Annotated in this window: 14 protein-coding genes; 2 read left to right on the forward strand and 12 right to left on the reverse strand. The window is 37.5% G+C overall.

Annotation, left to right across the window (positions count from 1 at the left end; genetic code table 11):
- Nucleotides 1–173: 173 nt before the first annotated feature.
- The 3 genes from ACMAYX_RS15195 to ACMAYX_RS15205 form a co-directional block, all read right to left on the reverse strand.
- Nucleotides 174–590 (reverse strand): hypothetical protein, encoded by a 417-nt coding sequence (locus ACMAYX_RS15195; protein WP_103219079.1) that lies wholly within the window; start codon nucleotides 588–590, stop codon nucleotides 174–176.
- Nucleotides 591–661: 71 nt separating this feature from the next.
- The gene (locus ACMAYX_RS15200; protein ID WP_021268340.1) at nucleotides 662–928 is read right to left on the reverse strand and encodes a type B 50S ribosomal protein L31; all 267 of its coding nucleotides are present in this window, start codon (nucleotides 926–928) and stop codon (nucleotides 662–664) included.
- 134 nt (nucleotides 929–1,062) lie between these two features.
- Nucleotides 1,063–1,359: a hypothetical protein gene (locus ACMAYX_RS15205; RefSeq protein WP_103219078.1), complete on the reverse strand. Its 297-nt coding sequence runs from the start codon at nucleotides 1,357–1,359 to the stop codon at nucleotides 1,063–1,065.
- A gap of 126 nt (nucleotides 1,360–1,485) precedes the next feature.
- On the opposite strand from ACMAYX_RS15205, the gene rpmG reads away from it, so the two are divergent.
- Nucleotides 1,486–1,662, forward strand: a complete 177-nt coding sequence (rpmG, locus tag ACMAYX_RS15210; RefSeq protein ID WP_021268365.1) for a 50S ribosomal protein L33 — start codon at nucleotides 1,486–1,488, stop codon at nucleotides 1,660–1,662.
- A gap of 59 nt (nucleotides 1,663–1,721) precedes the next feature.
- Here the strand turns inward: rpmG and ACMAYX_RS15215 are convergent, their stop codons facing one another.
- The 9 genes from ACMAYX_RS15215 to ACMAYX_RS15255 form a co-directional block, all read right to left on the reverse strand.
- Nucleotides 1,722–2,225, reverse strand: a complete 504-nt coding sequence (locus tag ACMAYX_RS15215) for a hypothetical protein (protein WP_412471081.1) — start codon at nucleotides 2,223–2,225, stop codon at nucleotides 1,722–1,724.
- 110 nt (nucleotides 2,226–2,335) lie between these two features.
- The gene (locus tag ACMAYX_RS15220; RefSeq protein ID WP_392992352.1) at nucleotides 2,336–3,277 is read right to left on the reverse strand and encodes an ABC transporter ATP-binding protein; all 942 of its coding nucleotides are present in this window, start codon (nucleotides 3,275–3,277) and stop codon (nucleotides 2,336–2,338) included.
- 15 nt (nucleotides 3,278–3,292) lie between these two features.
- Nucleotides 3,293–4,255 carry an ABC transporter ATP-binding protein gene (locus tag ACMAYX_RS15225; protein WP_412472127.1) on the reverse strand — a complete coding sequence of 321 codons (963 nt, stop codon included), beginning with the start codon at nucleotides 4,253–4,255 and terminating at the stop codon, nucleotides 3,293–3,295.
- A gap of 11 nt (nucleotides 4,256–4,266) precedes the next feature.
- Nucleotides 4,267–5,154, reverse strand: a complete 888-nt coding sequence (locus tag ACMAYX_RS15230; protein WP_103219074.1) for an ABC transporter permease — start codon at nucleotides 5,152–5,154, stop codon at nucleotides 4,267–4,269.
- On the reverse strand, nucleotides 5,154–6,179 hold the full coding sequence (locus ACMAYX_RS15235) for an ABC transporter permease (RefSeq protein WP_103219073.1): 1,026 nt from the start codon (nucleotides 6,177–6,179) through the stop codon (nucleotides 5,154–5,156). The genes ACMAYX_RS15230 and ACMAYX_RS15235 overlap by 1 nt, the downstream gene beginning before the upstream one ends.
- Before the next feature lie 3 nt (nucleotides 6,180–6,182).
- Complete coding sequence (locus tag ACMAYX_RS15240) at nucleotides 6,183–7,784, reverse strand: ABC transporter substrate-binding protein (RefSeq protein WP_412472128.1); 1,602 nt, start codon at nucleotides 7,782–7,784, stop codon at nucleotides 6,183–6,185.
- A gap of 245 nt (nucleotides 7,785–8,029) precedes the next feature.
- Complete coding sequence (locus tag ACMAYX_RS15245) at nucleotides 8,030–9,271, reverse strand: hypothetical protein (RefSeq protein WP_103219071.1); 1,242 nt, start codon at nucleotides 9,269–9,271, stop codon at nucleotides 8,030–8,032.
- 199 nt (nucleotides 9,272–9,470) lie between these two features.
- On the reverse strand, nucleotides 9,471–10,580 hold the full coding sequence (gene ald, locus ACMAYX_RS15250; RefSeq protein WP_103219070.1) for an alanine dehydrogenase: 1,110 nt from the start codon (nucleotides 10,578–10,580) through the stop codon (nucleotides 9,471–9,473).
- A gap of 85 nt (nucleotides 10,581–10,665) precedes the next feature.
- Nucleotides 10,666–11,454 (reverse strand): MBL fold metallo-hydrolase, encoded by a 789-nt coding sequence (locus ACMAYX_RS15255; RefSeq protein WP_412472129.1) that lies wholly within the window; start codon nucleotides 11,452–11,454, stop codon nucleotides 10,666–10,668.
- Nucleotides 11,455–11,520: 66 nt separating this feature from the next.
- Here ACMAYX_RS15255 and ACMAYX_RS15260 point away from each other — a divergent pair, with 66 nt between their 5' ends.
- Nucleotides 11,521–12,912 (forward strand): M16 family metallopeptidase, encoded by a 1,392-nt coding sequence (locus ACMAYX_RS15260; RefSeq protein ID WP_103219068.1) that lies wholly within the window; start codon nucleotides 11,521–11,523, stop codon nucleotides 12,910–12,912.
- The last annotated feature ends 1 nt before the right edge of the window (nucleotide 12,913 follow it).

The following is a 12,913-nucleotide window of genomic DNA, read 5'->3' on the forward strand; positions in this document are numbered from 1 at the left end:
ATACATGTTCAGTTTCACTTTATTCGGTAAATATACTTTATTTCTTTAGTCGGGAGAGTGTGTAAGTATTTGTAAATAAAGGGGTTTCTTTAGGCTGTCTTTGGTTAAGAGAGCTAACTTATGAAAATAATGAAATGTAATTTACTGATAAAATAAATAATTTATTTTTAAGATTATTTAGACTTCAGCTCTTTGACTTCGTAGATAATTTTTTCTTTATCCATCTTGAAGTGGGGCATTGTTAAGATTTTTGAAAGGACATCCTTGGCAAGTTTTCTCATTTCCTTTGTTTCAAGAATGGCCATCAGTCGATTCACTTCATTTTCTGTATAATTGGCCTTAATACGTTTTTTTATTTCTTCTTTGATATCAACGAAGCTTGTATTGTCATCAATGATTTTTTCAAGCTTTTTATTGTCTAAGCTTTTTGCAGACTTTTCTATCAGCTGTCTTTTAACAAAGTCTGCACGTTCTTTTGAGTCATTAATTAGGTATTGCTCTTTTAACAGAATGTCGGCGATATAATTGATCTTGTTATCGAGGTTGGCAAAACTTAGCTGTGCAATAAAGATAGTGATTAGAAATTTCATATCTTAAATTATAAATAAAAAAGCCTCGCAATGCGAGGCTTCTTTTATATTCGAAAATTTTGATTCGATAATTACTTTTTCTTCCCAAGTGAAGCGTAAGAAGTACCAAATTTCTTTCTGAATTTATCGATACGACCTTCAGTATCAAGAACTTTAGTTTTTCCTGTATAGAATGGGTGAGAAAGACTTGAGATATCAAGTTTTACGTATGGGTAAGTTTTCCCATCAAACTCTTCTTCTGAATCAGCTTTGATTGTTGATTTAACTACAAATTTTGTGTCTGCAGAGATGTCATGGAAAAGAACGTCTCTGTACTCTGGGTGAATACCTTTTTTCATTTTAAACCTCGTTATCTTTTGCATTGCTTGGTACAATGCTGATTTAGTATTAATTAGAGATTTGAGCAATTTCGCCCATATAGGACCATTTGTCAAGATCTAATGTAGTGCTTCCATAGCTGAGATGGGCATTTTTAATGTGCGCTACAAGAGCTGCAGCCACCTCCAGACTTATCTGTCGGGTCGTTAAATTGCCAATGTCCATATTTTTCATTGATAAAATCAATGGCGCTCTTTAAAGAGCTGAAATCTCGTTGAAAAACCTCAAGATCTTCACCGTCCACAACTGTAACAGAATAGAGGATTAGCTCTTTTATTTGGCCATCAACTTCTTGGATATCTCCAGTCATTCCAATGAATGATTTAAAGTGCTCACTATTGTAGTGGGCGAAGTTCCAATTTTTGAGATTTACAAGATTTTGTGTTTCCATGCTGTATTTTTAGCAGTTGGCCCTTGCCATGACAATGTATTTCTAGTAAGTTTCTAACCTACGAATTGTAATTTGTATAAATTAGAGAAAACAATTTTAAAGTTTTATATATTTTAGGAGGCAGTTATGGCAAAGGGGCCAAGAGTTATTATTACACTTGAGTGTACAGAAGCGAGAAAGAATGGACAAACTCCATCTCGTTACACAACTACTAAAAACAAAAAGACTCATCCAGAGAGACTTGAAGTTAAGAAGTACAATCCTTTCTTAAGAAAGCACACACTTCACAAAGAAATTAAGTAATTTGATTTTTCAAATTTACATATAAAAAAAGCCTCGCATTGCGAGGCTTTTTTTATGAACTAGAGTTCAAATTCACATTCGTATTCAGCTGTTTCCACAGACTTCTTCGAAAAGAGCCTTTTATTAAAAACATGGGCCTTCATCATAGATGGGTCGTCAAGATTAAAATCAACTTCAGTTGTATAACCACGACTAGGGTCTCTGTATGAGAGGTGTGTGTCGCCATTGTCACTAACTTCGATTTTAGCTTTTTCAAACATTTTACCATTTTCAAGAATTGTTGGGATAATACTCAGTCCTTCATAACCCTTTTCAGTATCCCAAAAAGACACTTTATACGTTGTGTTCTTGTATTCCGAGAATTGCTCTTTAATAATTCCAAAACAAGCGCTATCGCCAAGAAGTAAGTTCTTTTCGAGGACATAAGACTTCGCTTTCACGCGATTACATTTTATGACATTAGAAATTTTATTCCCTGGCCAGCTTGGATCAAATATCGCCTCGTCAGCGCAAAAGCCAGCAAATACAGATGATGTTAGTGCTAGAGTAACGATTAGTTTCATATGTTTATCCTTCAAATTTATTGTTTGAGGATTTATAGCAAATTTAGGATATAAATAGTGTTTAGTTGAAATAATTACAATAGGCTTCCTGACGGAAGCCTTTATCATGATTAATTTTCAATAACTTCGTGACAAAAAACATCTCTGCTGTCGATATGACGACACTCTGGTGCTTTGCTTTTACAATGCTCAACTGCAAGTGGGCAGCGAGTATGAAAGTTACATCCAGCAGGTGGATTGAGAGGTGATGGAAGCTCCACATTCTTAAGTGGTGGGAAGGCCTTGATCACTTCGTTTTCTACCGCGTGGGCCGACTTTAGAAGTGTTTTCGTATAAGGATGCAGTGGAGTCGTAAAGATGACATCACTTTTTCCGTATTCACAAACCTTTCCAAGATACATGACAAGTACCTTGTCCGCTATATAGCGAACGACAGAGAGATCATGAGAGATGAAGATATAAGTGAGATTAAATTCTTCTTGAAGGTCTTTTAAAAGATTTAAAACTTGCGCTTGAACTGAAACATCAAGAGCAGATACTGGCTCATCAAGAATTAAAACTTTTGGTTTTAAAATAAGAGCTCTGGCAATTCCTATTCTTTGACGTTGGCCACCACTAAACATATGTGGGTACTTGTGAGCATGAGCACGACGAAGGCCCACTGTTTCCATAAGTTCACATGCACGCTCAAAAGCTTCTTTCTTTGTTACTTTCTCATTGATAAGAAGAGGATCAGCGATTATTTCCCATGCTTTTTTTCTTGGGTTAAGTGACTCGAGTGGATTTTGGAAAACCATTTGAATGGACTTGTATAGTTCTTTTGAAGAAAGAGTTGAGAAGTCTTTACCACCGATTGTGATACTTCCATCTGTTATTTGCTCGAGTGCCATAAGACATTTTGCAAGAGTCGACTTTCCACAACCAGATTCCCCAACTATTCCAAGAGTTGTTTTTTCTTGAAGAGTGAAGCTTAGGCCATCGATGGCCTTTACAAACTTGTCTGCGACAGGATAGTACTTTTTTAAATCATTTACTTTAATTGTATCAATCATATCTATACCTAATTCTTAATTTAATGGGTGAATACAACGAAGAGAGCGATCATCATGAATGACAAGCTTAGGGAGTAATTCACATTGTTCAGTCGCATATTCACATCGCTTTCTAAACTGACATCCTGTAGGGCGATCACCTAAGTCTGGAACCATCCCTTTTATTGAGTAAAGGGGAGCGTTAATATCATTTGTAAATGAAGGAATTGACTTCAATAGTCCTGATGTATAGGGGTGGCGAGGAGAATTGATGACGGCCATTGTTGGTCCTTTTTCAATGACTTCGCCAGCATACATAACTTGAAGAGTTTGCGTGAAGTCTTTAACGACAGCAAGATCGTGGGAGATAAAGATAACGGCCATGCCTGTTTCTTTTTGAATCTCATCTAGGAGCTCTAGAATTTGCTGTTGAACAGTAACATCAAGGGCCGTTGTCGGCTCATCTGCAATTAAAAGCTTTGGGCTTGAAGCAATGGCCATCGCAATCATCACTCGTTGGGCCATTCCACCAGATAGCTCGTGTGGGTAAGCTTTCATGCGCTCTTTAGGCGCAGGAATTCCAACTTGAATCAATAGCCTTTCAACACGATCCTTACGTTCTTGTTTTGATAAGTTTGGTTCGTGAATGAGAAGAACTTCCTCAATCTGATTTTCAACTGTATAACATGGGTTTAGGCTACTCATGGCATCTTGGAAGATCATACTGACATCACCTCCGCGAATTTGTTGCCACGATTTCTCATTAAGTTTTTGCAGATCCACTCCGTTGAAACTTAATTCTTCTGCTTCAACGACAGCATTATCATCAAGCAGGCCCATTATTGCCATATTCGTGATACTTTTTCCACAACCTGACTCACCAACGATTCCAAGTGTTTCACTCGCTTTAACTTCAAACGAAACATTTCGAACGGCGTGAATAAGTCCTTTCTTTGTTTTAAAGTGTATATTTAAATTCTTAACTTTTAATAAACTCATATATTTCTCTTCTATCGTTTAAGCTTCGGATCAAGTGCATCTCTTAGGCCATCTCCAAAAAGATTCAGTCCCAAAACAACGGCCAAGATACAAAGACCTGGAAGTGTCACAAGCCATGGGGCACTTTGAATGTAAGGTCTGGCATCACTTAGCATAATTCCCCATTCTGGAGTAGGTGCCTGGACACCTAGGCCTAGAAAGCCAAGTGCGGCCGTTGAAAGAATCCCTTCTGAAAGGCCTAGTGTTACTTGAACAATGAGTGTTGCCATACAATTTGGTAGAATTTCTTTAAGCATAATTCGCATAGGTGAGGCACCAAATGTTTTTGCTGCCTGAATGTATTGAAGATTTTTTATTTCTAATACATTTGCACGAATAAGTCGTGTAAACGAAGGTACACTTACTAAGGCAACAGCAAAAACCGCATTCATTAGGCCTGGGCCAATTACAGAAACAACGATAATAGCAAGTAAGATACTTGGGTAGGCCATAAGAATATCGATGAATCTCATGATCACCGCATCTGTTTTGCCTCCAAAGTATCCAGCAAGAAGGCCAAGCATTGTTCCTACTACAGTTGAGATCAAAACAATTGAGATACCAACAAAGAGAGAAATTTGAGCTCCATAGATAAGTCGGCTTAGAACATCTCGACCCAGATCATCTGTACCTAAGATAAATTGCATAGAGCCATCCGCTGCCCAAAATGGAGGTATACGAAGTTGTCCTGGGAAAATCTCGCTTGCTCCATGTGGTGCAATTAAAGGTGCCAGTAGAGCAATGATGATAAAGCCTAAGACAAGAGCTAGACCGAAGAGCGCCCCTTTGTTGTCACTAAAGTGATCAATAAATTCCTTAAAGACTTCCATTGTTGTTACATTTGAATTTTGTACTTCCATTATTTTGAACCTGAAATTTTTGGATTAACAATTGAGTAGATAATATCCACACACATATTGATGAAAATTACCATCAGAGCAATAAAGAGAATTCCTCCTTGGATAACTGGATAATCTCTTGCGTGAATACTTGCAACTAGCCAGCGTCCAATACCTGGCCAAGAAAAAATTGTTTCAGTAAGAATTGCCCCAGTAATAATACTTCCAAAAAGAAGACCGATTACTGTGACAATAGGAATCAGTGCATTTCGTACAGCGTGTTTCCAAACAATCTTTTGATAGCTTTGACCTTTGGCCTTTGCTGTTTGGATATATGGAGCTTTGAGTACTTCAAGTACACTTGATCTTGTCATTCTTGATATAACGGCGAGGGGAATTGTTCCCATGGCAATTGTTGGAAGAATGAGGTGCTTTAGTGCAGAAGTAAAAGGTGCAAAACCATCAAGTGAAATGACCTCTGGGTTTAATGTATCAATTAGCATTAGACCTGTAACTCTTGGAACATCAAAGAGAACATCCATTCTGCCTGATACTGGAGTAATTCCCATGTTAACTGAGAAGATAATGATAAGAATTAAACCCCACCAAAATATTGGCATTGAGTAGCCAACAAGTGAAGTACCCATTAAGAAATAGTCCATAAAAGAATTGCGCTTTAATGCCGCATAAACTCCTGCTGGTATTCCAATCAAGATTGCAAAGATCATAGCACAAATTCCCAACTCTAAAGTCGCTGGAAAACGCGAAAAGAACTCATTAATGACAGTTTGCTTGGTCACAATGGAAACGCCAAAATCACCTGAGAAAATATTCTTCATATAAATGAAGTATTGCTCTAAGATGGGGCGATCAAGGCCAAGTGTTTTTTGCATGGCCGCATAGACTTTGGGATCTGCACCACGCTCTCCTAAGAGAAGTAGGACAGGATCACCAGGAACTAAACGGACAACGATAAAAGAAAATAAGCTAATCCCAATAAGTGTTGGGATTAGCTGTAGAAAGCGTTTTTGTAAAAATTTTTTCATATATTATTCTAATGAAACTTTATCGAAGATATCATTTCCTAATGGGTGAATCTTAAATCCTTTCACATTACTTCTCATTGCACGGTGTACTGTTGAGTGAAATAGTGTGATCCAAGGAACTTCTTTTTTGAATACTTCTTGAGCTTTCTTGTAGTGAACAGCTCTTTCTTTCTTGTCACTTAAGCGCTTGGCCGCAATAACTTCGCTATCGTATTCTTTATTACACCAATTAGCATAATTTGATCCTGCCTTTGCTCCTTCACAGCTTAGTAGCATATAGAGAAAGTTGTCAGGATCTCCATTATCTCCCGTCCATCCCATCTGTAGCATTGCGTGTTCACCAGCGTGGGCCTTTTTCAAGTAAGTCGGCCAGTCATAAGTAACGAGCTCAACTTTAATTCCAACTTTTGCAAGATCTTCTTGCATTAGTTCACCCATCTTCTTTCCATTTGGGTTGTAAGGACGTGAAACTGGAAGAGTCCAAAGAGTCGTGCTAAAGCCATCTGGTAACCCTGCTTTCTTTAGTTCTTCTTTTGCCATCTCTACATTGTAGTCATAGTCTTTGATATCGTTGTTATATCCCCAGATTGTTGGTGGCATTGGGTTTTTAGCAACTGTTGCATACCCAAGATAAATTGGCTCAACATATGTCTTTCTATTTAATGCATAATTAATCGCGCGTCTTACGTGAATATTATCAAATGGCCTCTTTTGAGTGTTAAGAGCAAGATAACCAACATTTAAGCCTGGCCCTGAAAGAACAGTGATATCTTTGTTCGCATCAAGTGCTGCGATATCTGTTGGTGCAGGTTGAGTCGCTAAGTGACATTCTCCGGCCACTAGCTTTTGAGTTCTAACTGATGGGTCTGGAGTGATTGAGAAAACCATTCGTTTAATTTTAGGTACGCCATTAAAGTATTCTTTATTGGCCTCATAGCGAATCATTGTATCTTTCTGATAAGACTTAAAGATAAATGGTCCCGTTCCAACTGGATTACGATCAAGAACTTCAGGAGTTTTGGCCGCTAGCATTTTTTCACCATACTCACGAGAGAGAATACTTGTGAATGCCATTGCAAAGTTTGCAAGTAGGGGTGCTTCAGGGTGATGAAGAGTAATTTGTAATTGGTGCTTATCTGTCTGGTTGATACCTTTGATGATATTACTCATTCCCATACCATCCCAGTACTCATAAATACCGCCACTAACTTTGTGGTAAGGATGATTCTTATCGAACATACGATTAAAAGACCACACAACATCACTTGCATCGAGATTACGAGTCGGTTTGAAATCTTTTGTAGTATGGAACTTAATATCTTTTCTGATATTGAAAGTATAAGTTAGTTGGTCTTCAGAAATTGTCCAGCTTTCAGCAATTGATGGAATGATATTTGTCGAGCCTGTCTCAAATTTTACAAGTCTGTTATATAGAGGATAAACGGCCGCATTATGTGATGGGCCATCTGTTAAGAATTGTGGGTTAAACCCAGAAGGTGAGCCTTCTGAACAATAAACAAAGGTTGATTTATTTGCGCTGCTCTTTCCCGAGCACGATACGACAAGTGCGGCCATGATTAATGTGGCCATTAAACTTTTAAGCATTATTCTCTCCCTTTACTTAAAATGTATTAATTTTTATTTAGTTAAAATGATACGTAGCATTTAGCGCTCCGTAAACAATGCCTAGCGACATTTTGACTAAATATAACTTCTTTTAACTAGATTATTGTGAGGAGAAAATAATAGAAAAACCCCCTACGCTCAGTAGAGGGTTTCTTTATTATAAGTGGCCTTCATCAATTCCCTAATATTGAAGAAGGCCCTTATATTAAATAAGGGCCAATTTATTAAAACTTAGCTTTTGTATTTAGTGTGTGTGTCACTGACTTAAGTTCTTGTCCTGGTACTTTTGATACTAGAGGAAAGAATGTAAGTGTAACCTTTAACTCACGTGCCTTTTCAAATGGCCCAAGAGCAAATTTCTTAATCTTTTCAAATCCGTGCTTTTTCAATTCTTCTGTAAATAGAATATTTCCATTATCAAGAAGAGTTTTATTAAAAGTTAGAAGATTGATTGTTTTCTTAAAATGAATCTTCTTCTTTTCTTTGTCATAGATAACAATTTCTGCACTTAGCTCTTGCATACCTTCTGTGAAGTTTGAAAGCTCAAGTTCGAATTGACCTTTAACTCCAACTTTTACGTTTTCAGGGTTTACTAGAATAGGAGCTTTCGCCTCATCTAGGTCAAAGAATTCTACTTTAAGAGTTGACTCATAATTGTAATCAGAAACTTTTGTAAAGTCTGAAACTTGGAAGTTAATTTGAGTTGCTTCTTTATTTAAGTTTTGTACAAGTGTATCAAAGCTCTTAAGTTCGTTGCTAAACTCAAGCGTGAAATTTGCATCAGCTTTATCAACTGCACCAAGGTATTGTACCTTTACTTTGTGAGTTACATTTTCCATTTCTTTGTATGCAACTGTACGAGTCTTTGTACATGAGTATGGTTCTGAGCGGTACTTTGTTACATCACGACAAACATATTTTTGGTAAGGAACATTGTCACATACATTACGTCCTGGACGAGTGTGACATCTTCTTACTGGTACATTTCCACATACACGATCTTGATATGGGATTGAACGACAAGTTTCGCGCCCTGGGACTGTCTCGCAAACACGACGGCTATCACGTTGACGACATTCTTGTCTTCCATTCACTGTACGACAAATTCTTTGTCCCGGAACTGTACGACATTCTTGTCTCGAAGGACCTCTCGTACACTCACGACGATATCTCGTTTCATAACGGCATTGGTAATCATATTCAGTTTCACAAACCTGACGGCCTGGTTCCCAACGACATTCTCTTCTATAATCTGTTTCATAACCACACTCATTTTCTTGATATGGTATTTGGCGGTAACATGTCCCTTCGTATGGCTCTTCTTTGTACTTAGTAACTTCAACTTCCTTAGCTAGTACTTGTACATCATTATCTCCACCATTGAATGAGAAGTTTAATTGATGATCGCTTGCATTCGCAGCGAGAGTGTAACATGCGAGCATTAGCCCGATTAGAATTTTTGACATTTCTCCCCCTTAAAATATAACAGTTGATAATTTCTATCGAGTTTTAGGTGAAATTGAAAAAAATACGTCGGTAAATTTTAAATTAACCTCTAAATGTAAGATATTTTGAGAAAAATAACACTGATTTAGTAAGGCAATTTAGATGGTAAATGATTTTTGGTAAGAAAATGGCCCCAGGTAGGGGCCAATATTTCAAATCTTAATTTAGATTTAGTGGAGTGTATTCAAGATTTAGATCTTCAGCAACTTGCTTGTACACAAGTTTACCTTTGTAGATATTGATCCCTTTTTTAAATGCTTCATCCATCATCGCTGACTCTTCAACACCGTATTTTGCGATCATACGAGCGTACTTAAGAGTTACGTTTGTAAGTGCATAAGTTGAAGTTTGAGCAACTGCACCTGGCATATTTGCAACACAGTAGTGAACAACACCATCTACTAGGAAAGTAGGGTTTTGGTGAGTTGTTGGCTTACATGTTTCAATACAACCACCTTGGTCAACAGCGATATCAACAACTACTGAACCTTTTTCCATTTTAGAGATCATTTCTCTCGTTACAAGCTTTGGAGCTTTTGCACCTGGAACAAGTACTGCACCAATTACAAGGTCCGACTCTTGAACTGATTTTTCAATATTGTCGATATTTGAGAATAAAGTTGTAATTCTGTTATCAAATAGGTCATCAAGCTCAGCAAGACGCTTAGTTGATAGATCGATTGCAGTTACGTCTGCACCCATACCCATTGCCATTTTAATTGCGTTTGTTCCTGCAACACCACAACCAATAACAGTTACCTTTGCTCTTCTTGTACCTGGTACACCACCAAGTAGAATACCTTTACCACCATGATCAAGTTGAAGGTAAGCGGCACCAATTTGAGTTGCCATTCTTCCTGCTACTTCAGACATTGGAGTTAGAAGTGGAAGAGATCCGTCTGCAGGTTGGATTGTCTCGTATGCAATACATGTCGATCCAGACTCCATAAGACCTTTTGTTTGTGGCTCATCTGCCGCAAGGTGAAGGTATGTGTAAAGAATATGGTGTGGTTTTAAAAGAGCAATTTCTCTTGGTTGAGGCTCTTTAACCTTAATGATCATTGTCGACTTTTCAAATACTTCTTCAAGTGATGGAAGAATCTTTGCTCCAGCTTGAATATATGCTTCGTCAGAAATACCAATTCCAACTCCTGCATTTGTTTCTACGTATACTTCGTGACCATCGTGGATAAGTTGTCTTACACCACCTGGAACTAGACCTACGCGATTTTCGTTATTTTTAATTTCCTTAGGAACACCAATAATCATAAAAACTCCATTGAATTGAAGGCGTTAAAATACTCATAAAATATATGAGGCAAATATAATTGTTTTCAAATGCTATTACAATAAATTAAACCTCGAATTTTAGCCCGTCATAAGCAACTTTGACACTTCCATCTGGAAAGTGAGCATCGCACTCTTGTTGCAATAAGTCGTGATCAAGTTCGTGGCCCATGTGGGTTAGGTAATTATGATTGGCCCCTATTTGTCTAATGTAATCAAAGCTTCTTTCGACATAAAGGTGAGCTGGGTGAGGCTTGTGTCGCACACAGTCAACAATGAGAGAATCTAATTTGTAAGAGCGTAGCTTTTCTATTTCATCTTGCGGGATCTCATGGCAATCTGAAATGATGGCAAGCTTTCCAATAATAAGACCTAAGCTTGTCCCATTGCCATGTGGCAGACTTATGAACTCGCAATCTAAGTCGCAAATCTTACTTATGGTATTTGGCTGTATTTCGTTGAGTAAAAGCCTCGGACTTGATCCGATGTGGCCAGGGTTATTTCCAAAAATATAGCTAAATCTTATATTCATAATATTTGCGCTATTTTGGTCAGTATAAAGGTTAATAGGGTGTTTAAAGGTGAATGGCCTTATATCATCAATGCCGTTCAAGTGATCAGCATGGGCATGTGAAATAATAACTGCACTGATATCCTTTACGCCTTCACGCAATAATTGCGTGCGAAGATCTGGCCCCGTATCAAAGAGAATTGTGGTATCATTTTGTTGGATTAAAAATGAAGTACGCAATCGTTTATTGTGTTTATTAGAGCTTGTGCAAACTGGACAGCTGCAGCCTAACATTGGAATACCTGTACTTGTTCCGGTTCCTAGGAACGTAACTAATAAATTCATAACTTTATATTGCCAAGAAAATCATAAGTTTTTAAGCTATTTATATTAACTTTTATTGGAGATTTGATGTTTAAAGCAATTAATTTATTTGTCTTTACAGCCGCAGCTCTTATTCTAAATTCATCGTGTTCATCTACAAATGAAAATCAACATTCTAATAAGGACCTAAGCCTAGGTTCATTAGAACTAAATATTGATGTTCAGAAGCACACTTTAGAAAATGGCCTACGCTTACTACTTGTTCGTGATTCGAAATTACCGATTGCCTCGATCTATACTTTTTATGATGTAGGTGGACGCTATGAGAGAAAGGGGACAACTGGAGCGACACACTTTCTAGAGCACATGATGTTTAAGAAAACGAAGAACTATCCAGCAGAATACTTCTCTGACTATATCGAAACTTATGGGGGTAATTCTAACGCTTATACAACATTTGATAATACTGTTTACTACGAGAATATCGCAGCTCAGACAGTTGAGAAAATGATTGAACTTGAAGCGGAGAGAATGGCAAATCTCATGCTTGAAGAAGTTCCTTTTGAAAAGGAAAGACAAGTTGTTCTTGAAGAAAGAAAGATGCGTTATGAGAATAGACCAAGTGGTAAGATTCACCTCGCTATGATGAAGGCCATGTTTAATGGAACTCCTTATGGAGGGTCTGTCATAGGGGACGCAAAGGATGTTAAAGAGTTAGATCGTAAACAAATGCTTGAGTTCTATCATGACTTTTATGCTCCAAATAACGCCATTATGGTGATCGTTGGTGATATTAATCCTTCGGCAATTCTTTCAAAGGTTCAAGATACTATTGGTAAAATTCCAATGAATAAGACTCTTGATACAAAGAAGGCAAAGCTTGATGATGCTGGTAGATATAAAAGAGAAGGTAAGCTTCCATATGTAAGAAGTCTAAAAGGACAGTCGAAAAACCCAATGTTTAGACTTGCATTCCCTTCTGTTTCAGTTACTCACGAAGACACTTACGCTCTCGATTTTCTTTCAGATATTCTGGGAACAGGTACAAGCTCTTACTTAGTAAAGAACTATGTTGTTTCGAAAAACCCAAGACTCTCTAAGGTTTACTCATACAACTACAACCTAAAAAATGGTGGTATTTTTGTTATTGGAGGAGAGTTACTTCCGAAGAAAGGTATTAAGGACACTCGTCGTAAACTTCTAAAGTCTTTAAAGGATTCATGTGAAAAGGCCATTACTCCAAGAGCAGTTCAAAAGACTAAGAATATGCTTCTTAAACAATACTATGAAGCAATTTCGACTAATGATGGCCTAGCTAGTTTCCTAGGTTCTTCTGAATTCTTTAATGGAGACTATAGAGAATATAAGAAACAGCTTAAGAGTTATAGTGAGATGAATGTTGATCAAGTTCGTGATGTTTGTCGTCGCTATATTTCTGGAAACGATTATGTTTTCTTATCAATTTGGGATCGTAACTAGG

Origin of the sequence: Halobacteriovorax sp. RT-2-3 (assembly GCF_047085075.1) — a bacterium.
Lineage (GTDB): Bacteria > Bdellovibrionota > Bacteriovoracia > Bacteriovoracales > Bacteriovoracaceae > Halobacteriovorax_A.